Consider the following 24,848-nt stretch of genomic DNA (forward strand, 5'->3'; position numbering starts at 1 on the left):
ACTTTTGAAACTTGATAAAGGCATTATAACATGAATATTATTTCAGTAAAAGAGTATTTGAGTGAAATTATTTCACTTGATAAAATTAATGAGATGCTACAAAATAGCGTTCTCTCTCAAAATCTGTTAGCCGTTACGCCAAACGGTTTAAATTGGCTTTTTTATTGCTCAAATTCTGATGATTTGGCAATCCCACCATATAACCACACCGCCCAAAGTGTGCGTTTCCCCTTTATGGTGTGGTTGATATTACAAAATAAGCCTATTGGCGAATATGTAAAGCGGTTACTAACAGAACCGAGAGTGAGACCACACCACCCTAATTTAGGGTTTTTACTCAATAAACTGTTAGGAGCATTCTAATGCTTAATTCAATCCTTATCAAACTATCCCATTTCACCACCCTAGAAAGCCTTGTTTTGGGCTTTATCTTAGGCTTGCCCCTTGCTTGCCTTGTCATTGGTATTTTGTTTGCGATGGGAGTGTAAGATGAATAAAAACTACACTATTTTAGCCCATTGTGAGCAGTCAAAAACAAGCCTTGATGACATTGTCAATGTAATGGGAATTCTTTACGACTACACCGACAAAGACAACCCATTATTTGAGCGTGAACGCATTAACAGCCTTGTTTTTATCCTATGGGAGCGGTTAGAGACCGCCAAAAAAGACCTGCAAACCGCCCTTGAATTGTTAGAACAAGGGGAGTGAACTATGCTAACCGTTACCAACACCGCAGGACAGGAGGTTACTTTTGACACCTTGCAGGACTTTGAAAACAAGTTTTTGTTTGGCAAATCTAGCCTTGATGATTGTATCATTGATGGCATAGACTTTGGGGGTGGGCTTGCCTTCCCCCTAATTGATTTTACCTTTGAGACTACTGGTTACAGACTTTTCACCAAAGACAGGACCAGTTTTGACATTGGGCAGGGTGATTTTATGGGGCGAGCTTGTGGCACACCCATTTTGACCGATGACAAGACACTGTTTAAAAACTTGTTTGATTTGGGCGTAAATTGCGTTTACAGCGACGATGTGAACGCCCTAGCAGGTACAGCCCAAAACAATCAAATACCCTTTAAAATCGCAAGCACAAGCGATTTACGACTAGGTTTTAAAAAGCACCTGATAGAAATCCCCCAAAATGCGACAAAGGGGCGTATAGAAGCCCTTTTAAAGAGCGGTGGTAGTGTTACCATTGTCAATGCCAAAGAAGTACAAGCCAAGCCCATTGAATGGCTATGGAAAGACTGGTTACCACTTGGCAAGCTGACGATTTTGGCAGGTGCTGGCGGCAGTGGAAAAACTAACCTTTTGTTAAATCTGATTGCAATCATCAGCAATGGCGGTAATTTCCCTGATGGCACAGCTTGCACCACACAAGGGGAAATCTTGATATTTAGCACCGAAGACGACATAGCAGACACCCTAAAGCCTAGATTGATGGCAAATGGGGCGAGGCTGGATAACATTAACTTCATCACAGGACAAACAAACGACAAGGGTGAAAATTTGCCATTTTGTGCTAGTACTGATTTACCGATGATTTATGAGTATGCACAGGGGCGAAACATTAAGCTTTTGATGATTGACCCTATTGTTTCGGCAGTTGGTGGCGACATGAACAAAGCCAACGATGTGCGAAACGGCTTACAAATCTTGGTGGACTTTGCCCAAGATTTTCATTGTGCTGTTGTTGGTATTACACACTTTGCCAAAGGCTCAAAAGGGGGAAATCCAGCCGAACGAGTGATTGGCTCACAAGCATTTAATGCTTTAGCTAGAATGACTTGGGTAGCAAGTAAGCCTGAAGACGATAGCAAGCCTTGTATTTTAACAAGAGCCAAAAGCAATATTTCATCATTAGATGGCGGATTTAATTATCAAATAGAACCTTGCACCGTGGATAATATAGACACCACAAAAATTAAATGGGGTGAATATCAAACAGGAAAAGCAAGAGAGCTATTAAATGAAGCTGAAAATACAAATAATGATGAAGAAGAAAAATCATCATTGTTAGATGAAGCCAAAGCATTCTTGGTAGAATTATTAAGAGAGTATAAAGAAATGAAATCAAGCGAAGTGCAACAACTAGCCAAAGAAGCAGATATTACAAAAATTACCCTAAGGCGAGCTAGGGAAATTGTTTGTGATAGACCTTATAAAAAATCCGATGGTTTTTGGTATTGGCGATTAAAACATGGTTATCTTTTAGAACCAAGCAATGCCAATTTGGTAAGTTATGGCGAACCTTTTCCGTTTACATAACTTTACAAAATAACTTGTTCTTTTGTCTATTATCCTTTTACTATGAGCAAGTTGAGCAAGTTGAGCAACATCAAGCAAAATCAAGGGTTACAGCCATTTTATCAATGAACAAGTTAAAATCAAGTTGTTCAAGACAAAAAACGCTACAACCCTTGTAAAATATGGAACTTGCTCAAGATGCTCAACTTGTTCATCAAAAAGAGAGACATAGGCAAAAAAGGTAAAATTTACCGTTAAACTTTGTAATTTTAGCAACAATAAGGAAACATTTATGGCAGACCAAAACACCCAAAATCTTGAAAATTTAGCACAAGATTTTGAAGAAAATACATCACAAAATTTAAATGAAAATTTAAATAATGATGATGAAAATACTTCAAAAAATGAAGTAGACAAGTTATTAAATAAAAATAAAGAATTATTGGATAAATTGGCAAAAGCCAAAAATGACAATAAAACTTTATTATCTGAAAATGAAAGTTTAAAAAATATTCAATCGGATTTTGAAAACTACAAACAAGCTGAATATTTAGAAGCGGTTTTATTTGATGTGCTTGATGTTGTACCAAGTAGTAAAGATTTTGTTAAATTTGAACTTGAAAAAATGGGTTATAAAGTGATTTTTGACAAAAAAAGCCAAAAATATTGCTTTATCAATAAAGATAACAAACTGGTAAATAGCAATGAAATCTACAACCTTAAAGAACGCTTTGCAAATCATGTCTATGGCACAAGGGCGAGCGGAACGGGTAGTGGTTACATTGACCCCCATTATCAAGCCAAACAGTTATGTGAGTACAAAGATGGCGTATTTGTTGGCAAGCCCAGAATTAAGGCACACGCCCAAGCCTTAGCCGACTTCTACCAATCTGAAATAGATAAAGCACAACGCCAAATAGAGCATTACAGCCGTGAAATCCCTGCACTTTTGGCGACTGTGGACAGCCTACCCAATCAAGTATTAAGCAATGATGACAAATTGCAATTTGGTTTAAAATGACTTAAAATAAGGGTGTTGGCAATGCTGATACCTTTTCTTTTCGGGCTTATGGCTCAACCCTTGGTTTATGACCCATCTATTTTGTTATGCAAAATATTCTATCAATAACTTTTTTTGCTATTGGAGAATATACATGGCAACCACTCAATTAAGCGACATTATCGCACCTGAAAATTTTACCCCTTATATCCTAGAAAATACCGCAACCAAAACACGCATTGTAGAAAGTGGTTTGTTGGTTAGAAATGCTCAAATCATTAAAATGCTAAAAAGTGGCTCAACCAGCTTTAATGTACCGTTTTGGCGTGATATTGCTAATGGGGCAGAAGCAGACATTATTTCTGATGACCCTGACCAACACAGTACACCCAAAAAGCTCACCGCATTTAAACAGAATGTGCGAAAAGCCTACCTACATAATTCTTGGTCATCTATGGGGCTATCTGCTGAAATCGCAGGAAGTAATCCCCTTGAAGCCATTCAAGACCGCATTATCACTTATTGGGGTAATGAGCTACAAAAGCGACTGATTGCCAGCCTTAAAGGGATTATGGCAAGCAATAAAGCAAATAATGCTGGCGATATGGTGCATGACATTTCAAGTCTATCTAAAAACAACACCTTTTCAAGCACCGCCGTGATTGATACCGCTGGCACGCTTGGCGATAGTTTTGGTGATGTGGTGGCTATTGCTATGCACTCAAAGACTTATTTTGATGCCTTAAAAAATGATTTGATTGCAACCTTAACCGACAGCCAAGGTAAACCATTTCAAACATTTAGGGGCTTACTGGTTATCGTTGATGATGGCTTAACCCCCGATGAACAAGGTAATTATTTAACGGTGCTTTTGGGTCGTGGTGTGTTTAGTTATGGCGTATCTGAACCAGCTCACACCAAAGGCACAGCCCTAGAAGTGATTGAAAGTGCTGGCTATGGTGGCGGTATGCAGGTACTACATTCACGGCTAAACATGGCAATTCAGCCATTAGGCTTTACTTGGGTTGAGGGCGATTTGCAGGGCGAAAGCCCAAGTATTGCAGAACTTGCCAAAGCTGACCATTGGAAACGCATCACAGAGCGTAAAAACATTCCTTTAGCATTCTTAATCAGTAAATAAAATAGGGGGCGATTGCCCCTTATTTGCTTGGAGTTAAAATCATGGCAAGAAATCCAGCCGTAAAAGCAACACGAAAACAGCCAACTGAACAGCATCTAAAAATCATTGAAGAGTATGCCAGCCAAGGTTATTCAATCCCTAGTATTTGCAAGGCTTGTAAAATTTCCAAAGATTTGTTTTATGCGTGGCGTGAAAAATTCCCAGAAGTGGAAGAAGCCTACAAATTGGGCTTAGAAAAAGAGCGATACGCCCTACATAATGCCTTATTTGAACAGGCAACCCTAAAAGGCAATACCACGGCGGCGATATTCCTACTAAAATCAAGACACGGTTACAAAGAATACGACCAAACCGAACAAGCCAACAAAGTAGCAATTACTTTTAATCTACCAGCACCAGCCGAGGACTTAGGGCAATACATGAAAATTGTCAATCCAGCAAAGGAGCTTGAATAATGCAACAAGAAATCCAATTAAACGATTTTCAAAAAAAAGTAATGGCTATTCCTGATGGTGTGGATATTGCCCTGCTTGGTGGGCGTGGTGGCGGTAAATCTTACTGCATTGCCTTGTTAATTTTACGCCATATTGAACTATACAAGGAAAAAGCAAGATGTTTGTTTATCCGAAAGACTTATAAGGGCTTAGCAGATTTTGAATTGATTTGCCGTGAAGTATTTGGCATGGTTTATGGCTCAAGTGCTAGATACAATCAAACTGAACATGTATGGCGTTTTCCTAATGGTGGATATTTAGAGCTGGGGCAGTTAGAAAGTCAGTCGGACTATGCCAAATACCAAGGGCGGTCATTTAACCTGCTGGTAGTTGATGAAGCTGGACAGTTTGCCGAGCCTAGATTACTAGACCTAATGCGTTCAAATTTGCGTGGCGACACCACAACACCCATTAGAATGATAATCAGTGCAAACCCTGCTGGCGTAGGGCATCACTGGATAGCCAAAAGATTTGTGTTTAATGGACATGAAGCATGGCAACCCTTTCACGAGCCAAAAAGTAAAAGAACATGGGTACACGCTCCCAGCACCTTTAATGATAACCATTTTATAGACCGTGAACAATACCATGAGCAGTTAACCGCTTCTTGCCCTGATGACCCTGAATTATTAAAGGCGTGGACTGATGGAAATTGGGCGGTAAATCGTGGGGCGTACTTTGCTAATGTGCTAGACGAAAAACGCTCAATGATTGAAGAATGGCACGAAATCCCAGAGGGTTGGGACTGGTGGTTGGCTCACGACTTTGGCTCATCTGCACCGTCTGCAACTTTGGTTATTTGTGAGAGTTTTGGCGATACCGTGAACGGACGATATTACCCCAAAGGCTCTTTGGTGGTGGTTGATGAACTGGTAACGCACAAGCACAGTAATTTAAATGTGGGCTTAGGGTGGACAGTACCAACCTTGGCAGAAGAGATTAAAAAAATGTGTAATTACTGGAACATACAGGCTAGGGGCGTGGCTGATGATGCAATATTTGCCAAAGGTGGACACGCTACTGGCTCAATCGCTGATGAATTTAGACTGCAAGGGGTTGAATTTAGCCCAGCCAAAAAAGCAGACCGCATAACAGGTTGGAACATTCTAAGGCGGTTTTTGGCTGATGCTGGTAAGCCTGATAAAGCTGGCTTGTATATTTCCAATCAATGCCGTTATTTGTGGGAAACTTTGCCGACACTATCAAGAGACGACAAACGCCCCGAAGATATGGCAAGCGATGGAGCAGACCACGGAGCGGACGCATTAAGATATGGAGTGCTAAAAAGAGAAAGACCATTTACAGGGGATTTAAAGGTTGGAATGTGGTGGTAAGTGATGAAGAATGGTGTAAAAACCATTCTTTTTTATCTATTTGGAATGACAAAAAAGGCGGATTGTGCTTGATTTTCTAATGGTAAAAATATGGGTTACTTTGAATTTTGTTGGTATTATTGTTGGTATTGAAAATTTTATTTAAAAATAAATATAATAAAATCAATGATTTATCATACATGTTCGTAGTTCGCCACTGACCATACAATAATCTAAGGTTGTCCACAATCGTGCGACAACCCTTTATTTTTCTAGCTTGCTAGCCTTTTTGTTGTCCTTGGTTGTCCGTCATAGTCTGTTGTAATCTATGTATTTTTGGGGCATGTGAGTCCAATTTTAAAATACACTCCCTTATGAGCCTGACGGATACACGGATTGAATAGCTTGCATAGATTGATGATAAAAAATGGCGAATGCGTTTGATTAATAAATTTGACTAACAGATAAAAATCATCATGAATGCAAGGTGGTCATGATGAAATACACGGTGCTTGGTATGATGATTGATGGGTCATATGTGCAAAAAATCCCGCCACAACATCATGTTTGGCGTGCTTTTTGGCAGTCATTTCTTTTCTATTGCCTTGTCATCATCTTGCCATGCCATCAAACGATTAACAATCTTGCCAAACAGTGTGTTTTTCTTATAGCTGCCTTTTTTGTTTTTGTCATGAATGGGCATGTCCATCAAGATGGACAGTGCGTCATAAATTGTCTCAACTGCATAAATGTGAAATTGCCCATCTTTAACGCTTTGAACGATATGGTCGGGCAGCATGAGTTGGTCAATGTTGGTTTTTGGGATGATCACGCCTTGCGAACCTGTTAAGCCGTGTTCATGACACGCATCAAAAAACCCAATGATTTTTTCGTTCACGCCACCAATCGCTTGAGCATCACCCAGCTGATTCATAGAGCCTGTGATGGCAAGTGATTGGTTGATTGGCATGTTTGCCAAGGCAGATAGTACTACCGCACATTCAGCAAGGGTTGCAGAATCACCGTCAATGTGTGCATGGCTTTGCTCAAAGGCCAAGCTGGCTGAAAAGTTTAACTCGCTAAATTCACTAAACAAGGACCGTAAAAAGCTTGTCATGATAAGCATTCCCTTGGCATGCAGACTGCCGCCCAACTCCACATCTCGCTCTATGTCTAAGATTTCTCCTATACCAAATTTTGGGCTGATCAGAGCGGTCAGTCTGGCAGGTAAACCAAACTCACTATCAGCATAAGTAAGTACGGTCAGGGCGTTGATTTGCCCAATCGCAAAACCATCTGTTTTGATGAGTTGTCGTCCGTTTTTAATTTCTTGCCAATAAAGCTCTTTTAAATGGCCTTTTCGATCATTGATGTCATTGATTGCAAGCTTGACATGATGAGCATTGACGCACTTTGTATCGCCAGTAAGTATGAACTGATGCGTAGACTCGGACAGTAATTGTAGCAGTCTGTCACTGTGCAAATCCAATTTATTCTTATCCTCAGCGTAGGCGGATAATTCATCTAAAATTGCTGCAAATGCCGTGTTGTCAAAACAAGCCAGCTGATGGGTGTGTATCATGTCGGTCATCTTATTGACCAAAAAACGCTCGCTTTTTGTATTTCTTGTCAGCACTTCTTGAAAATCGGCACGAATTTTAAAGACACGATTAAATTCAGGCTCGAATTCAAGCAATTCGTAGTACAAGTCAGGTTCGCCAAGTAAAATCACTTTAACTGACAATTCAATACCGTCAGGTTCTAAAGAGACTGATCCTGTTAAAGTCAGCATTTGTTCTAGGCTGGATATGCAAAGCTGTTTTGATTGCAACGCACGCTTCAACCCTTGCCATGCGTAAGGGTGTTCTAATAGTGATGATGCTTCAAGTAATAAATAACCACCATTGGCTCGATGTAAAGCACCTGCTCGAATCATGCTGGCGTCGGTTAAGATGGTGCCAAGCTGTGTGGTGTATTCAATATGCCCTAATAAATTTGGGTGAGTGGGCAATTCCTCAAAGATGATGGGGGCGCCATCGTTTGGTGCATGGCTGACCACGACATTGATGTAGTAACGATTGGGAATGTTGCCAACCGTCTTTATCAAAAAATCATCATCATGCTCGGTGATGAACAGGAGATTATTAATGATGTCGTTTTCGTATGCGGTTAAAAATTGGGCGACCGCTTGATTGTTTTGAGCGTATTTTTTATGAATAGGGGTGAGAAGTGGCGTGGTGATTTTGGTGATGAGACCGTGATGCAACTCTTCAATTTTTTGATGAACTTCATTGTCCAAGTCATCAAGCTTGATGTTGATTTTGGTCAGCTGTTTTTGTAGTTTGTTTAAAGCGGTGTCGTCAATGGGTTGATTGCTGTCTATGGGTGTGAATACCGCCTTTTGTTCGGCTGATTGTAATAAGGTGAGGTTGTGCGATTTGGCAGCAGCATTCAGCTCGTCCATCAATGCCCGCTCTTGTTTTTGGGCGGATTGCTTGATGGCATTTAGGTTGTTTTGATGGCTGATGCTACCAAATTTACTTAGAATCTTTTGGTAAAGATTTTGCCACAGTTTGTGCATGTCTTTGGCGAACGATTCGCCTTGTCCGCTAGGTAGGGTCAAGGCGATGGGTTTTCTTGGTTTGTCAAAGTCAGACACATACACCAAGTCAGGGGGTGTTGGCTCGCTTTTGGCACGCTCGTGTAAAAGGCGTGTGATGAGGGTGCGTTTACCCAGCCCATTCTCACCCACAGCAAACACATGATAACCGCCAGTCTTAATGTCCAAAGCGGTGCGAATGGCACGCACTGCACGCTCTTGACCAAAGTCCATCTCAAAAGTTTGGTTGCCATCTGACAGTGTGGCGGGGTCGGTATGGCGTACTAAGTCGGTGTGTTTTAGGCGAAATTTGGTCAGTCGTTCAGTCATTGTGATGCGAAGTGGTGGGAAGTGGTAAAAGGGTGTATTTTAACAGATTAAAACATGATAAAATAGCTTATTTGATAAAAAGCTTGTCAGGGGTTTGTTGGCTTGTCTAAACTTTGCTTGTCTAAGCTTTGATGCGTATCACATCAAGGGTTCATCGTGAATGAATGCTAACAAAACGCCTTTTTCAATGTTTGGCAAGCGATGATGCCAAAGGGATTTTTTGAAAGATTTTTCAAAAAATACTTTATCATGTCATCTTGAAATACTTTACGAAAACTTTATTTTGCTACCACAATGACTTACCATAAAATATCTGCTCACGCAGACGAATTCATCAATGAATTATCTCAGGCTCAAAATGAGCTAAATTTGACTTTTAGCAAGACACAGCTTAGTCAGCTCTTGCGGTATTTGGATAACTTGCTTTTATGGACAAAAGCGTACAATCTTACCGCCATCACAGAACCAAGACAGGCATTCATCAAGCATTTGCTAGACTGTCTTGCCATCATCTCAGAGTTGCCATTTGGAAGTCAGGACAAAATGCGTGTGCTGGACATTGGTACGGGGGCGGGCTTACCATCATTCATCATTGCCATCATGCGACCTGATTGGCACATCACCGCCCTTGATAGCAATGCCAAAAAAATACGCTTTATTCGTCAGATGGCAAGTGAACTTAAAGTGGGTAACATCATCCCTGTGGCAAGCCGCATTGAGGAGTTTGAAGGTGAGTTTGACATCATCACTTCTCGTGCCTTTGCCAGTTTGGATGATTTTGTGATGCTTGCTAAGCCTTATTTGAAAGCAGACGGCATGCTCTATGCGATGAAAGGCAAGCACCCAACGGCTGATGATTTGGTGAATTTGACACAATGGCAAACTCGGATTAAGAGTATTGAGGTGCCACAGCTGAATGATGAACGCTGTGTGGTTTATTTACAACGATTAAAAATGCCTGATGACAACGCCATAAATCAACAGTGTGTGATGGTCAAAAAAGATTAAGATTAAGAAAATAGGTGGTGTATGGAAATTATTGCAATCGCCAACCAAAAGGGCGGTGTGGGCAAAACGACGACAGCAGTCAACTTGGCGGCGGCACTTTCTTTGATTGGTAAAAAAAGGGTGTTGCTCATTGATTTGGACCCACAGGGCAATGCCACGACAGGTGCAGGGCTTGATAAGAATGAGCTTGAAAGTAGTATTGTGGATGTACTGCTTGATGATGTCAAGATTCACAAAGTCATTCAAAAAAACACGCAAGCAGGCTTTGACATGGTCGGTGCAAACCGTGATTTGGCAGGCATTGACATGTCGTTGGCGAGTGTGGAAGATGCACCATTTTTATTAAAAAAAGCCATCAAGTCCAGCAAAAAAAGTGGTAAATTTGGCTACGACTATGTTTTGATGGACTGTGCTCCAAGTCTAAGCATCTTAACCGTCAATGCCTTTGCTGTGGCAAAAAATGTCATCATTCCCATGCAGTGCGAATATTATGCTCTAGAGGGTGTGGTGGATTTGATTGACACCATCAAACGACTAAAAACCATCAATGGGGAGCTTCATGTGCGTGGCGTGGTGCGTACGATGTTTGATGGCAGAAATACGCTTGCTCAAGATGTTTCATCTGAGCTGGAAGCTTATTTTGGTCAACTGCTCTACAAGACTGCCATTCCAAGGAGCGTGCGTTTGGCAGAGGCACCAAGCTTTGGTCAGTCAATCTTTGGCTATGAAAAATCGTCTAAGGGGGCGATTGCCTATCATGCTTTGATGAATGAAGTCATTGAGCAATCCGACAGACCTGAACTGTTTAAGGCAAAGGTGCGTGCACAGTTTGACTGGTGATGAAAAAATCAGCAAAATCATAAAATAATGCCAAAAATTATGCTAAAATGTTGGTTTTATTCAAGTAAATTTTGGCTTTATATGGGCCGTGGCTGAGTAACAACTGGAAAATTGACATGAAAAAGCGTGGACTTGGGGCAAGGCGTGGCTTAGATGCACTGATGGGCAATCTCAAAAAAGAGCGACAAATCGTCAGTGGAGAGATTTTGCCTACAACCCTTGACACGGCAGGTATTCAGCAGGTGAGTTTTGATTTGCTTGATGACGAGGGAGATGTCCCATCTGCCGATACTTGCAAGGTCAAAAAACCTAAGAAAAAATCAAAGAATAAACAAAATGATGCCAAAGATGATGCTCGTGATGCAGAGCGGGTGGCGCTCATGCAGATTGGTACAGAGCGGCTACAATCTGGTAAATATCAGCCACGCCGAGACATGAATGAAGAGGCGTTGAGTGAGCTTGCCAATTCTATTCGTCAGCATGGCATCATGCAACCGATCGTCATTCGTCCGTTATTGACAGATGAACGAAAAGCTGATGGGGTGATTACGCACGAAATCATTGCTGGCGAGCGTCGCTGGCGTGCGGCCCAAATGGCAGGATTGACCAGCGTTCCTGCCATTGAACGCGTGCTGTCTGATGAAATTGCCATTGCACTTGCCTTGATTGAAAACATTCAGCGTGAAGATTTGAATGTGCTAGAGCAGGCGGTGGCATTACAAAGATTTCATACTGAATTTGGCATGAGTCATGCAATGATTGCTGATGTGGTGGGCAAGGCCAGAGCGACCGTATCTAATTTATTACGCCTAAATAACTTGCATGACACCGTGAAAGGCTATATGCAAGAAGGGTTGCTTGACATGGGGCATGCGCGCACTTTGCTTGCTCTATCTACCAAACAACAGCCCATCATTGCCAAAAAAATCATTGATGCTAAGATGACCGTCCGTGATGCTGAAAAGTTGGTCAAATCCATCTTAAATCCTGAGTCCGCCAAAGCAAAAAATACCGATGCTCATGAGATTAGGGCATTAAACCAAAAAATTTCTGATGCTTTGGGTGCTTCTGTCAAAATTAAACAGCACAAAGATGGTCAAGGAAGCATTGAGATATTTTTTCATGGTGATGATGAATTACAAAGCTTATTATCACAGTTTGGCGTCAGTTGCTAAGTCATGTGCATTCATGATGCTTATTTCATTCATTAATGAAGACGCCATCAACCCAACCATCAGCCATCAAAAGAGCAGTCATGCGTACCTTTGAACACCAATCCAAACGCCAACAAGATTTTAATAAAGCCAATAAAATCACTGTGTTTTTGCGTTTGATGTCATATCTAAAATCATACTGGTGGGCATTCATCATTGCACTGATTGGTTTTGTCATCAGTGCAGGTGGTGAGGTGGCAAGTGCCAAGTTGTTTGAGTACATCATTGAAGCCATCAACCAGCATGATGATGTGCGTAAATTTTGGTTTCCGTTTTTGGTCATCTTGCTGTTTATTTTTCGTGGTGTTGGGGTGTTTTTGGGCGGTTATTATGTGGCATTGATGGCACGCAGCTTGGTTTATTATTTGCGTGTTGAGGTGTTTGATAAATTGCTTCGCTTGCCATCTAAGTTTTATTTGAATAATCCTTCTGGTGCGATTTCATCAAAACTGATTTTTGATGTTGAGCAAGTAACCGCTGCCACGACCGAATCCATGACAACCATATTAAAGGATGGTCTAAAAGTCATCGCACTGTTTGGTTTTTTATTTTATACCAACTGGCGATTGACTTTGGTGCTGATGATCATCGTCCCACCAATTTTTTGGATCATCAAGCGTGTGTCCAAAAGATTTGCTACTTTATCGATGGATGTACAAGATTCCATGGGTGCGGTCAGCCACATCACGAATGAAGCAATCACAGGCTATCAAGTGGTGAAAAACTATGGTGGTCAAGCTTATGAATTACAAAGATTTCGCCAAGCATCTTTAGAAAATCTCAATAAAGGACTAAAAATTACCATTCTTGCCACCATTAACTCGCCTTTGGTTCAGTTGCTCATGGCGACAGGCATGTGTTTTGTGATTTGGTTATCACTTCGTCCTGAAGTGCTGGGCAACACCAGTGCAGGGGAGTTTGCGTCTTACTTGGTGGCGGCGGGGCTGCTTGCTCGTCCAGTTCAAGCGTTGACGGATGTCAATCAAAAGTTACAACGAGGCATTGTGGCAGGCGTGTCGATTTTTTCTTTGATTGATGAGGTGGAGGAGCAAGATTCAGGAGTGTTGACTCCAGTCATCAAAGGCGAGATCAGTTTTAAAGATGTCAGCTTGACTTATGAGAGTGGTACTCAAGCCATCAAGGATTTTAATCTTGACATCAAAGCGGGTGAGAAGATAGCGGTTGTTGGGCGTTCTGGCTCTGGAAAAACGACATTGGTCAATCTTTTAACTCGTTCTCTTAGCCCTACCAAAGGTCAAATTTATATTGATGGCATGCCGATTGATGAAATCAAGCTGTCTGCATTGCGTGAGCAGATTGCGATGGTCAATCAACAGGTAACGCTATTTTTGGATACGATTGCTCGTAACATTGCCTATGGTGCCTTGTCTGTCAAATCTCGTGATGACATCATCAAAGCAAGTAAATCTGCCCATGCTCACGATTTCATCATGAATTTGCCAGATGGCTATGATGGCTTTATTGGTTCAGAGGGTCTACAATTATCTGGTGGTCAACGCCAGCGACTGTCCATTGCCAGGGCATTATTAAAAGACGCTCCGATTTTAATATTAGATGAAGCGACCTCTGCCCTGGATAATGAATCAGAATATCACATCCAAAAAGCATTGGAAACCGTCATGCAGGGTCGTACCACACTCATGATTGCACATCGTTTATCCACCATTGAGAATGCTGATCGCATCATTGTCATGGATCGTGGGCGTGTCGTACAGATGGGTACTCATGATGAATTGCTTGCTCAATCAGGCATGTACCGTACCATGTATGAGCGTACTTTTGATGAGCAACATGAATCAGCCCTCATCGACCCCACATGAAAAATCTAGAACTTTTCATCACGAAAGCTTGGCAAAAAAACTCACCTTTGTTGACTTTGCTTAAGCCCCTGGCTGTCTTTTATGGCATGCTGGGGAGTGTGCATCAATGTTTATATGACGCCAGCATATTGACCAAATATCACGCCCCCATTCCTGTGATGATTATTGGTAATATTACCGTAGGTGGCAGTGGTAAAACGCCACTCATCATCACTCTTGTTCAATATTTACAAGGCAAAGGTATAGAAGTTGGGGTCATCAGCCGTGGTTATGGAAGAAAGGACAACACCCCCATGCTGGTCGGCCCTGACGACTTGCCTAACATGGTGGGTGATGAGCCTTGTCTGATTACTCAAAGTACCCGTGTACCCATGGCGGTGGGGGCGAATCGTGGTCAAGTCATTGATTTACTTATCAAAAATAACCCAAAATTACAACTCATCATCAGTGATGATGGACTACAACACCACGCTTTACATCGAGATGTGGAGTGGATTGTTGTTGATGGCGTGCGTGGTTTTGGTAATAAGAAGCTTTTTCCACAAGGTTTTTTGCGTGAATCACTTGACCGCCTAGATGGTGCAACAGTGATTTATCATGACAGCCGAACGGAATGTTACAATGATGATGCTCTGCTGATGCACCTAGTTCCAAACAAGCCTGTACCACTCTCAAGGGGAGATCAATTGGTGGGTGATAAAAATTTACCACCCCAAAAGGTCTATGCTGTCAGCGGTATTGGCTATCCTAGACGCTTTTTTACCACCCTTAGCGAGCTGGGCTTTGATGTGGTGGAGTGTCCTTTCGGCGACCACCATGCTTTTGCAATCGACGACTTGGCAGGGTTGATGGATTTGCCAATCATTACCACCAGTAAAGATGCCGTCAAACTGCGTGAACTTGCCAGCATTCATCTCAACAGTACCATTTTCGCTAACATTTGGGTATTGCCTGTGCAAGCAGTATTATCAAACAGTGTTTATGAGGAAATGGATAGAGTGCTTGAGGTGTTGGGGCTGGATAATGACTGAATGGTTAACATGTTAAAACAGATGATGATAAACAACCATGATAAGAAAAGGTATGTGATATGCCAAGAATGACGGCCATCATCTTACTGCTCTTGGATTTCTTTCTGCTACTGACCGAAAAACACAGCAGAACTTTGTGCATCAACTGTCAGTGGATAGCTTGGCGTGAAGCACTATTGGTAAAATTTCCAAAAAGACTAAAAATCATCAGCCTAAAACAATCATTCACTTCTTAACTCAAAGGAGCAATCATGACAACCAATCCCAAGACCCACATCATCATTCCAGCCCGCTATCACTCTACACGCTTGCCTGCTAAACCCTTGCTCAACTTACATGGTAAGCCCATGATTTTATGGACCGCCGAAAAAGCTCTGCAAGCAACCTTTGCCGACAGCGTGTGTGTGGCAACCGATGATGAGCGGATTGTTTCGGTATGTGAAAAGTCAGGGATTCCTGTAGTGATGACAGGTAAGCACGCATCGGGTACAGACAGACTGGGTGAGGTGGTTCGTCTTTTGAATTTGTCAGATGACGACATCATCATCAATATGCAAGGTGATGAACCGCTTGTGCCGCCCATGCTACTAGAACAAGCCAAAAATCTGCTACTAAATCATGATGATTGCGTCATGGCGACTTTGTGTGAAGTGATTGATAATCATGATGATTTTTATAAAAACTCAGTAGTAAAAGTGGTTCATGCACGCCAAAATGCCTTGTATTTTAGTCGCAGTTCCATACCATATGACAGAGATGCTCATCTGTCAGGTGAGCTTGGCAATACTCCACAAAATGCCTATCGTCATTTGGGGGTTTATGCGTATCGGGTCAAATTATTAAAAGAGTTTGGCGAATGGGAGCAGGGGGTTTTGGAACGCTTGGAGAGTTTGGAGCAGCTTCGTATTTTAGAGAATGGACAAAAAATCGCCATAGACATTGCCAAAGTTGCCTTGCCGCTGGGGGTGGATACTCAAGAGGACTTGGACAGATTGAATGCCATGCCAATTGATGAATTTTTGCAATTCTAAGCGGAGAGGGTAATGAATGATTTGGACTATTTTTCTGCCTTATTACCTTGGCAAACGCAGGCTTGGGAGCAGGTAATTACTCAGTTTCATGAGGGTAAATTACCGCATGGGATTTTAGCCTGTGGCATGGCAGGCATTGGCAAAAGAAAATTTGTGTGGAGAGTGGTGGCATGGCTGCTTTGCCAAAATAGAACCGAGCAAGGAGCGTGCGGGCGTTGTGATGATTGTCATTGGCTTGCATCAGGCACGCATCCTGACTTGATGGTGTTGCCCAGCCAGAGTTTGCCGACCGCCGAACATCGGAATGATAAAGTCAATTCGATTAAAATTGACGACATTCGAGCCTTACAAGAGTACAGTCATGTCAAAGGCCATGGGGTGCGACTGATTATTTTGGATCATGCTGATACTCTGACGATGGGTGCAAGTAATGCTCTATTAAAGACCTTGGAAGAGCCGCAAGCGGGCGTGCATTTGATTTTGATTAGTAATCATCCGACTCGTCTGCTTCCTACCATCAAAAGTCGTGTGCAGGCTTTGCCACTAAGGCAGATTTCATATCACATGGCATTGGATTTTGTTACCACAAAGTTAAATAATGACCAAGACATGGCGCGTCTGTGTTTGGATTTGGCAGATGGGGCGGTGCTTTTGGCGACTGATTTGCCAAAAAAAGTATGGTTTGATAAAAGAGAACTTTGGATCAAGACTTGGCTGGCTTTAAGACATGATAAGCGTTCGCCAATCAGTGCCAGTGATTATTGGCAACAGGTAATGGATTTGAATGACTTTTTGGTTTTAACCAGATTGATGTTCATTGACATCATGCGTGTGGGCTTAGGTTTGGACAGTCGCCATACAGACATCAATGTACAGGCATTGCTAGCACAACAATCACTGAACATGAATGCCATTGAACAATTTTGTCGCGTGCTTGATGATGTGGTGATGGCGATGGGGCAAAATGTGCAACATGGCATTGCTTATGATGAGTTGTTTTATGAGCTTGCTAGGCTATGAGGATAAAATCAATGTTGCTTGAATTGATAACAATGACTAAATGTGCTACAAATGACCTCCGTGCTAAGAATTATCTATGAAGATGATGACTTGATTGTCGTTAATAAACCTGCAAAAATGCTTGTGCACCGTTCATGGCTGGATAAGCGTGAGACGGTTTTTGTGATGACATTGCTAAGAGACATGCTGGGTATGTATGTCTATCCTGTACATCGGCTTGACCGACCGACATCAGGGGCTTTGCTGTTCGCCAAATCATCTGAGGTGGCACGAGCATTGTCTGTACAATTTGAAAACCATGTGGTAGAGAAATCCTATTTGGCAGTCGTCCGTGGGCATCTCTTGGGTGATGGTCGGATTGAGTATCCTTTAAAAGTACGATTGGATGACATTGCTGATAAATTTGCTCAGGTGGATAAAGAGCCCCAGATTGCCATCACAGAGTATCAAAATTTGGCGACTTGTGAGTTACCCATCATCTCCACCGCAAGATATGCCACTTCTCGTTATTCTTTGATGCGACTGATGCCCATCACGGGGCGTAAACATCAGCTAAGACGACACATGACACATCTGTTTCATCCGATTGTTGGCGATACCACGCATGGTGATACAGCACAAAATCGTGCCGTATTGGAATTTACAGGGGTGTCTCGGCTACTTTTGCATGCTCACACGCTTGCTTTTAATGACATGAGTGGCAAAAAAGTGACGACTGTTGCATCTTTGGATGATGAATTTGTAAAAGTGATGGCAGATTTTGGTTGGGGTGAGTATTGTTCGGCGGTTTTGTGAGGCCGATTGACTCATTTGGTCAATGCAGTACGACGACCATCAAAAGGCTTTGTTAAGTATGCTTTCATTCGGTTTTTAAGAACATGAATGATGAAAGCATACTTTTGTGGTTAAAAATGCTAAAATACCCGTGTTTTTAACGCCGCATCAATCTTAGATTCACAGCAACCATCAATATTATCCCTCAAGCTTTCATCATGTCGCTCAATGTAAAAAGGAAGGGTGTGATTGACCGTGTGCTCAGTTCATTGGTGGTTGACATTGACATGGCGAATTAACATGATTGATGGTGGGGTTTATGGTCAATAAGAAAGTTGATGAATATTAAGGGTTATTATGCAATTAACCACAAAAGATGTGCGCATGAATCTGCATGCAGCTGATAAAAAAGAAGCTTTGGCGATGCTTGCTGATATTTTGGTCGAAGATGGCTTGACTACGCAAAACTATGTGCATGGCCTGTATGATAGGGAGGCGCAGACCACCACTTATCTGGGTCAAGGCATCGCCATTCCGCATGGCACGCCACAATCTCGTGATGACATTTTAGCAACTGGTGTGCGACTGGCACATTTTCCTGATGGGGTGGTATGGGGTGATGAAGGGGAGTTGGTGTATTTGGCAGTGGTCATCGCTGCACGATCTGATGAGCATTTACAAATATTAAAACAACTGACCAAAATCCTATCGCAGGACATTGCCCAAAAAATCAACTCTGTCAAAACCGCCGATGAGCTGCTTGCCATCATCAATGACAAGCCGCAGTCTTTGCTTTTGAATCAACATCTTATCCAAATTGATGAGCAGGCAAAAGATGCTGATGCGTTATTCGCCACGGCAGTTACTGCATTAAAGAAAACACGCGCTGTCAATACATTGTCTTTGTTGCCGTCGCAGCCACTTGCGGTGTCAGACCTAGTGCAGTGCATCAGCTTTGTGGGTGATGACCATCAAGTTGCCCAATCGGCACTTTCGCTTGCGATTGCTAAGCATGACATCACGCCAAGGGCGGTGGCTGTCATTGTGGCCAATGAGAAATTGGATGCTAGGAAGCTGGCATCGGTGTATGATGTATTGATGGGTGAGGAGTTTGGGTTGGCACTGCATCAGGCAGATATTCATGCCATCTTGCAATTATTGGACATACAAGAGACATCTTGGCCATCAAAAGACGCGCTCATTCTTAATGAGCATGGTCTGCATGCACGCCCTGCGACCATACTGTCGGCACTTGCCAAGCAAGCGAAAGGCGAGATTAGAGTCTCGGTGGATGGTGGTGATTTTGTCTCTGCGAAGAGTTTAAGTCGTCTGCTGTCCTTGGGGGCGGTGCGTGGTCAGACACTCACATTCATCGCTGAGCCAAATACTGAGGCACAAGGATACTTAGAAAAATTGACGCAGGCTGTGACTGATGGCTTGGGTGAAAAGGTGTTGCCTTTGTCACATCGGTCAGAACACGCAGAGTTGAGTGATGCTGATGCTTTGGTTGAAATGCCTGCAGATAAGCACCTTGAACGAGGCGAAAAAATTCCTGCCACCATCGCTTCATCTGGTGTGGCAATCGGTACGACTTTTGTGGTGCGTGAGCAACAAGTTGATTATCCAATGATTGCCGACGACCCTCAAGCAGAATTTGAGCGATTGATTGGGGCGATTGAGCGGGTAAAGGCGGAGTTGTCATCAACCATCGCATCTGCCAACAACGCTGATGTTGCCCAGATTTTTATGGCACATGTGGCACTTCTTGATGATGAAGAGATGGTGTTTGAAGCAAAGGCTGCCATTGATGCTGGTTCATCAGCAGAAGCGGCTTGGCAGGCGTGTATTGATGATGCTGTTGAGATTCAGTCTAAAGTGACCAATCCCTTACTGGCACAGCGTGCAGCAGACTTAAAAGATGTGGGTCAAAAGGTGCTTTTGGCATTGACCGGTCAGGACTGGCAGGCTGAGCCAAAGACGCCTTATGTACTGGTTAAGGAGGATCTGTTGCCATCGGATGTGGCACGACTTGATCCATCTTGTGTGGCAGGTATTTTGACGGCAGTTGGTGGTTCCAGTTCGCACAGTGCCATCGTTGCTCGTGCTTTGGGCATTCCAGCACTTGTAGGCGTAGGTTTTGGCATTCTAGATATCTCCCAAGACACACCCATTTTAGTGAATGCTAGCGAAGGTTGGTTTGTGATTGAGCCAAGCGATGCCATGATTTTGCAAGGTAAGCAAGCACAAGAGAGTTTGAAACAGCGTCAACAGCTTGCCAATCAGCATGCCTTGGATTCGGCCATCACCATTGACGGACACCAAGTGGAAGTGGCGGTCAATCTTGGTGGCGTTCATGACGCTGCCAGTGCTGTGGCAAGTGGTGCCGATGGGGTGGGTCTGTTGCGTACAGAGCTTGTATTTATGACGCATGACCAAGTTCCTGATGTCCAAGCACAGATGCGTGATTATGAGCAAGTATTCGATGCTTTTGACGCTCGTCCTGTGGTGGTACGCACGCTGGATGTGGGGGGTGATAAGCCCCTATCCTATTTGCCAATGCCTGATGAGGACAATCCATTTTTAGGGTTGCGTGGCATTCGCCTATCTCTTAAACAGCCCAAAATGCTAAAAGATCAGCTGACGGCCTTGATTTTGGCATCAAAAGGGCGTGATTTGCGTATCATGTTTCCGATGGTAAGCAAGTTGGAAGAGTGGCTGATGGCAAAAAGTATTTTAGAGGAAGTAAAAGCTCGGTATCCACATGACCGTTTGCAGGTGGGTATCATGATTGAGGTGCCAAGTGCAGCCATCATGGCGAATGCCTTTGCTGGCGAAGTGGATTTTTTTAGCATCGGAACCAATGACTTAACTCAATATGTGATGGCAATTGATCGTGGTCATCCTGTACTGTCTCAAGAAGCGGATGGGCTACACCCTAGCGTATTGATGCTAATACATCAGACCATCAAAGCGGCACATGCTCATGGTAAATGGGTTGGTGTGTGTGGCGAGCTGGCTGGTGATTCAAAGGCGATACCCATTTTGTTGGGGCTTGGGGTTGATGAACTTAGCATGTCAGTATCAAGCATCGCCTTGGCAAAACAACAGGTACGCGAACTTAGTTTGGCAGAATGCCAAGTATTGGCCAAGCACGCCCTTAATTGTCGAACTGCCAATGAAGTGCGTGCATTAAGATTGGAGAGTGATGCGTGATGAAAGTGCTTTGCATTACCTTAAATCCTGCGATTGATTTGACGCTGTCGGTCAATGATTTGAATGTTGGTCAAGTCAATCGTGCGTATTTTTGCCAATCAGATCCAGCTGGCAAAGGGCTTAATGCTGCACAAATATTATCAGACTTAGGCTTTGACACCATTGCTTCGGGTTTTTTGGGTAAGCAGAATGCGGCTATTTTTGAGCAGCTTTTTACTCATCGTCATCAGCTTAGCACCCATGCCGAAGACTGTCTGGTGGGTGTCTTGCGTGATGAATTTGTTCGTGTGGTTGGGGAAACTCGCATCAATGTCAAGATTGATGCTGCTGGCATTACCACGGACATTAATGGCAAGGGATTTTTTGTCAGTCATCAAGATAAGTTAGCATTATTAAGTCATCTGGCACCCATCGCCAAAGAATGCCAGGCGGTGTTGGTGGCTGGGAGTTTGCCCTTGGGATTTGAGACGGAGGATTTTGATGAATTGTTGTCAATATTGACAATGGCTAATGATAAAGTCGCTGTTGATGTCAGTGGTGCGGCCCTAGAGGTTGCTTTGCGACACCAGTTGTGGCTTATCAAGCCCAATGATGATGAATTGGCACAGGTCTTTGGTCAATCTGCCACAAACCTGGCACGGCAATCAGCATTGCTAAAAGGTTTGGATATTGAGCATGTCGTTGTGTCCATGGGCGAAAGAGGGGTGAACTGGTTTGTGGGCGATGAGATTTATCATTCAATACCGCCCAAGATGACTGTTAAGAGTACTGTTGGTGCTGGCGATACCTTGACCGCTGGCATGATGGCAGGACTGCTACACAAACTGCCCCCAAAAGACATATTGGCTCGTGCCACTGCCTTGTCCGCTCATGCGGTGAGTATCGTCGGTTTTAAGGCGGCAAGCCAAGACAGAATGACTGAACTGTTGCCACAAGTGAGTGTCCAAAGATTATCTCATCGCTAATTTTTTTTAATATTCATGAGTGATATGGAAAACCTATGCAATTTTTAACCACCTCTTATGTGATTGTGGCTGAGCAAAACTTGCCACACACACTGCTACTTGCAAAAAAACTCTCAAAAGCTCTACAAGATAAAGGTGTGCCCACAACGGTTTTATTGACTGATCAGGCAAGTCATGCCCACAAAATCGTCATTGGTCAAAAAAACGGTATTGATGGAAAAACCATCTATCTAGATCAAGATGAACTGCTTCCTAACTATTTTGATGATGAGGTGTATTTAAACTCACTGTTGGGCTCTTTAACATCTGCACCATCACGCACCATCAGCACATCGGTCCAACAGGACAAGCCATTTAAAATCGTGGCGGTAACTGCCTGCCCAACAGGTGTGGCACACACCTTTATGTCAGCAGAAGCAATTGAGCAGTATGCTAAATCTCAAGGCTGGGACATCAAGGTTGAAACTCGTGGGCAAGTCGGTATCGGCAATCCCATCAGTGCTGATGAGGTGGCAGCGGCGGATTTGGTATTCGTGGCGGCGGATATTGAAGTGGACTTATCAAAGTTTACTGGCAAAAAAATATACCGCACCTCTACCAGTTTGGCACTAAAAAAGACCGCCGAAGAGTTTGATAGAGCATTGGGCGGTGCTGTCATTCATCAACAAGCAAATGTTAAAGCAGAGGTACAACCACAATCAGAAAACAAAAGCGTCTATCAACACCTGATGACAGGCGTGTCTTATATGTTGCCTTTGGTGGTGGCAGGCGGTCTGTTGATTGCCATGTCTTTCATGTTTGGTGTAGAGGCCTTTAAAGATGCAGCGATTGCATACGGCTTACCAAAAGCATTGATGGATATTGGTGGTGGCAGTGCATTTGCTTTGATGATTGCTATATTTTCTGGCTATGTGGCATATTCGATCGCTGACCGCCCTGGTCTTGCGGTAGGATTGATTGGTGGCATGCTTGCCAATACTGCTGGTGCGGGTATCTTAGGAGGGATTGTTGCAGGGTTTTTGGCAGGGTATGTGGTGAAGTTCTTAAATGATGTGATTAAATTACCACCGAGCTTAGCCGCCTTAAAGCCGATTTTGATTTTACCATTGTTGGGTGCGTTGATTGTTGGCTTGCTGATGGTTTATGTGGTTAATCCGCCCGTTGCCGCATTAATGGACGCGCTTACTGGTTGGCTAAAATCCATGGGGGAGGTAAACGCCATCATTTTGGGCATGATTTTAGGGCTGATGATGTGTGCTGATATGGGCGGCCCAATCAATAAGGCGGCTTATACATTTTCTGTAGGCATGATTGCCTCTGGTGTTTATACGCCGATTGCGGCAGCGATGGCGGCAGGCATGGTGCCACCGATAGGCATGGCGATTGCCACTTGGTTGGCACCTTCCAAGTTCAAAGATGATCAAAAAAATGCTGGCAAGGCGTCGTTTGTATTGGGTCTGTGTTTCATTTCAGAAGGGGCGTTACCTTTTGTGGCGGCTGACCCTACTCGTGTGATTGCTGCATCATTAACTGGTGGGGCGGTGGCAGGAGCGATCTCAATGGGTTTGGGCATTGCTTTACAAGCGCCGCATGGTGGGTTGTTCGTGATTCCTTTTGTGTCTCAGCCAATGATGTATGTGATTGCCATTGCCATCGGCTCGGTGGTAACTGGTGTGATTTATGCAACCATTAAACCAAAGAATGCTACCGTCTAACTCACATGCTGACAAAAAACCTACCTGTGGGTGGGTTTTGTGTTCTCATGGCTCGTGTTAGAATAATGAATGATTTTTTGGTGCTTAAAAGAGATTTAAATGATGTATGTTGTAAAATCTAAGATATCAACACTGGCAACGCTTGGCATGCTGACCGTAGTGGTATTATCAGGATGTGCCAGCCAACCCAATCAACAAAAGATGACTACTAAAGCCGCATTAGGCTCGCCAAAGGTGGTGATGAATGCTCAAGGTGTGCCCAATCGCTATCTGGTCAAGCAGGGCGATACAATAAGCAAGATTGCTGTTCGCTATGGGTTGGACTGGCAGACGCTTGGGCGTATCAATCATCTTGATGCACAATATACCATTTATGTGGGTCAATGGCTCACCCTATGGCAAGATGGGGTAGGCTTGGACGCATTAACGCATCAACGCACTAGCCAACACACCCAACAACCCAAAACCACCAAATCTAAAATAACACCAGCAAAACCAGCAGTACCAACATATACACCGCCCTCAACCGTAACTTCATCACCATCTGTGGGCAGTGTAGGCTTGATGCAATTTCGCTACCCTGTCAGCAGTAGTAATCCTGTGGTGCGACGCTTTGGCACGACCACCATCAATGGACAGGCGGTCAATAGTCAAGGAATGTGGTTCTCTGGGCGTGCTGGTGACGCAGTTTTGGCAAGCCGTAAAGGCACAGTACTGCATGCTGATGGCAATATTGATGGAGCAATGATTGCGATTGCTCATGCTGATGGTTTTGTGAGTAATTATTTCCACATTCAAAATGCGCAGGTGAAAGCAGGTCAGACCGTACAGGCAGGCCAGCAAATCGCTACCATGCGTGGGCAAGAGAATGGTACGGCATTGCTTGAGTTTCGCATTGCTCGCAATTCAAGTTATGTCGACCCCTTATCTGTTCTAAAATAATAAAGCTTGTGAGGCTGTAGCAGACAAGCCCTAAATCCCACACCATTTTCTCAATATCTTAAGCTGATTAGATGGTGTGCTGTAGTTAAATCTAAACTCACATTCTTTGATAAAAAGATGGAAG

22 protein-coding genes and 1 pseudogene are annotated in these 24,848 nt (G+C 43.3%); 21 read left to right on the forward strand and 2 right to left on the reverse strand.

The genetic code is table 11. The features are described 5' to 3' along the window. The first annotated feature begins 30 nt into the window (after positions 1–30). The 8 genes from M2R47_RS05310 (at position 31) to M2R47_RS05340 (ending at position 6,222) form a co-directional block, all read left to right on the forward strand. A complete protein-coding gene (locus M2R47_RS05310; protein ID WP_249099974.1) occupies positions 31–363 on the forward strand; it encodes a hypothetical protein in 333 nt (110 codons plus the stop codon). Then, positions 363–488 (forward strand): hypothetical protein, encoded by a 126-nt coding sequence (locus M2R47_RS09490; protein ID WP_283162915.1) that lies wholly within the window; start codon positions 363–365, stop codon positions 486–488. The genes M2R47_RS05310 and M2R47_RS09490 overlap by 1 nt, the downstream gene beginning before the upstream one ends. 1 nt (position 489) lies before the next feature. Continuing rightward, a complete protein-coding gene (locus M2R47_RS05315) occupies positions 490–711 on the forward strand; it encodes a hypothetical protein (protein ID WP_249099978.1) in 222 nt (73 codons plus the stop codon). Positions 712–714: 3 nt separating this feature from the next. After that, positions 715–2,274, forward strand: a complete 1,560-nt coding sequence (locus M2R47_RS09690) for an AAA family ATPase (RefSeq protein ID WP_249099980.1) — start codon at positions 715–717, stop codon at positions 2,272–2,274. Positions 2,275–2,545: 271 nt separating this feature from the next. Beyond that, positions 2,546–3,274 carry a hypothetical protein gene (locus tag M2R47_RS05325; protein ID WP_249099983.1) on the forward strand — a complete coding sequence of 243 codons (729 nt, stop codon included), beginning with the start codon at positions 2,546–2,548 and terminating at the stop codon, positions 3,272–3,274. A 133-nt stretch (positions 3,275–3,407) separates the two neighbouring features. Then, positions 3,408–4,394, forward strand: a complete 987-nt coding sequence (locus M2R47_RS05330; RefSeq protein ID WP_249099986.1) for a hypothetical protein — start codon at positions 3,408–3,410, stop codon at positions 4,392–4,394. A 41-nt stretch (positions 4,395–4,435) separates the two neighbouring features. Further along, the gene (locus M2R47_RS05335) at positions 4,436–4,849 is read left to right on the forward strand and encodes a transposase (RefSeq protein ID WP_249099989.1); all 414 of its coding nucleotides are present in this window, start codon (positions 4,436–4,438) and stop codon (positions 4,847–4,849) included. After that, positions 4,849–6,222 (forward strand): phage terminase large subunit, encoded by a 1,374-nt coding sequence (locus M2R47_RS05340; RefSeq protein WP_249099992.1) that lies wholly within the window; start codon positions 4,849–4,851, stop codon positions 6,220–6,222. The genes M2R47_RS05335 and M2R47_RS05340 overlap by 1 nt, the downstream gene beginning before the upstream one ends. A 565-nt stretch (positions 6,223–6,787) precedes the next feature. On the opposite strand, the gene M2R47_RS05345 is transcribed toward M2R47_RS05340, so the two are convergent. Then, positions 6,788–9,130: an ATP-binding protein gene (locus M2R47_RS05345; RefSeq protein WP_249099995.1), complete on the reverse strand. Its 2,343-nt coding sequence runs from the start codon at positions 9,128–9,130 to the stop codon at positions 6,788–6,790. Between the two features lie 294 nt (positions 9,131–9,424). On the opposite strand from M2R47_RS05345, the gene rsmG reads away from it, so the two are divergent. From rsmG to M2R47_RS05410, 13 genes are all read left to right on the forward strand, one after another. Next, complete coding sequence (gene rsmG, locus M2R47_RS05350; protein ID WP_249099998.1) at positions 9,425–10,138, forward strand: 16S rRNA (guanine(527)-N(7))-methyltransferase RsmG; 714 nt, start codon at positions 9,425–9,427, stop codon at positions 10,136–10,138. A gap of 21 nt (positions 10,139–10,159) precedes the next feature. Beyond that, positions 10,160–10,978, forward strand: coding sequence for a ParA family protein (locus M2R47_RS05355; protein ID WP_249100001.1), 819 nt, complete (start codon positions 10,160–10,162; stop codon positions 10,976–10,978). A 116-nt stretch (positions 10,979–11,094) separates the two neighbouring features. Continuing rightward, positions 11,095–12,153 (forward strand): ParB/RepB/Spo0J family partition protein, encoded by a 1,059-nt coding sequence (locus tag M2R47_RS05360; protein WP_249100004.1) that lies wholly within the window; start codon positions 11,095–11,097, stop codon positions 12,151–12,153. A 158-nt stretch (positions 12,154–12,311) separates the two neighbouring features. Next, positions 12,312–14,033 carry a lipid A export permease/ATP-binding protein MsbA gene (msbA, locus tag M2R47_RS05365; RefSeq protein WP_249100057.1) on the forward strand — a complete coding sequence of 574 codons (1,722 nt, stop codon included), beginning with the start codon at positions 12,312–12,314 and terminating at the stop codon, positions 14,031–14,033. After that, positions 14,030–15,064: a tetraacyldisaccharide 4'-kinase gene (gene lpxK / locus M2R47_RS05370; protein ID WP_249100007.1), complete on the forward strand. Its 1,035-nt coding sequence runs from the start codon at positions 14,030–14,032 to the stop codon at positions 15,062–15,064. The genes msbA and lpxK overlap by 4 nt, the downstream gene beginning before the upstream one ends. Positions 15,065–15,123: 59 nt before the next feature. Continuing rightward, entirely contained in the window at positions 15,124–15,300 is a 177-nt protein-coding gene (locus M2R47_RS05375) for a hypothetical protein (protein ID WP_249100010.1), read from the forward strand. Positions 15,301–15,315: 15 nt separating this feature from the next. Then, a complete protein-coding gene (gene kdsB / locus M2R47_RS05380) occupies positions 15,316–16,095 on the forward strand; it encodes a 3-deoxy-manno-octulosonate cytidylyltransferase (RefSeq protein ID WP_249100013.1) in 780 nt (259 codons plus the stop codon). Positions 16,096–16,107: 12 nt separating this feature from the next. Next, positions 16,108–17,115, forward strand: a complete 1,008-nt coding sequence (locus M2R47_RS05385) for a DNA polymerase III subunit (protein WP_249100016.1) — start codon at positions 16,108–16,110, stop codon at positions 17,113–17,115. A gap of 51 nt (positions 17,116–17,166) precedes the next feature. Then, positions 17,167–17,910 (forward strand): tRNA pseudouridine(65) synthase TruC, encoded by a 744-nt coding sequence (gene truC / locus M2R47_RS05390; RefSeq protein ID WP_249100060.1) that lies wholly within the window; start codon positions 17,167–17,169, stop codon positions 17,908–17,910. Between the two features lie 333 nt (positions 17,911–18,243). Continuing rightward, complete coding sequence (gene ptsP / locus M2R47_RS05395) at positions 18,244–21,102, forward strand: phosphoenolpyruvate--protein phosphotransferase (protein ID WP_249100063.1); 2,859 nt, start codon at positions 18,244–18,246, stop codon at positions 21,100–21,102. Then, entirely contained in the window at positions 21,102–22,067 is a 966-nt protein-coding gene (locus tag M2R47_RS05400; RefSeq protein WP_249100066.1) for a 1-phosphofructokinase family hexose kinase, read from the forward strand. Before ptsP ends, M2R47_RS05400 begins: the two co-directional genes overlap by 1 nt. A gap of 35 nt (positions 22,068–22,102) precedes the next feature. Beyond that, positions 22,103–23,782, forward strand: coding sequence for a fructose-specific PTS transporter subunit EIIC (locus M2R47_RS05405; RefSeq protein ID WP_249100019.1), 1,680 nt, complete (start codon positions 22,103–22,105; stop codon positions 23,780–23,782). 99 nt (positions 23,783–23,881) lie between these two features. Then, positions 23,882–24,724, forward strand: a complete 843-nt coding sequence (locus tag M2R47_RS05410) for a M23 family metallopeptidase (RefSeq protein ID WP_249100022.1) — start codon at positions 23,882–23,884, stop codon at positions 24,722–24,724. A 30-nt stretch (positions 24,725–24,754) separates the two neighbouring features. Here M2R47_RS05410 and M2R47_RS05415 read toward each other — a convergent pair. After that, a pseudogene (locus M2R47_RS05415) lies at positions 24,755–24,848 on the reverse strand (IS1595 family transposase); the annotation flags it as partial.

Origin of the sequence: Moraxella oculi, from assembly GCF_023336735.1 — a bacterium.
In the GTDB taxonomy this organism is placed as follows: domain Bacteria; phylum Pseudomonadota; class Gammaproteobacteria; order Pseudomonadales; family Moraxellaceae; genus Moraxella; species Moraxella oculi.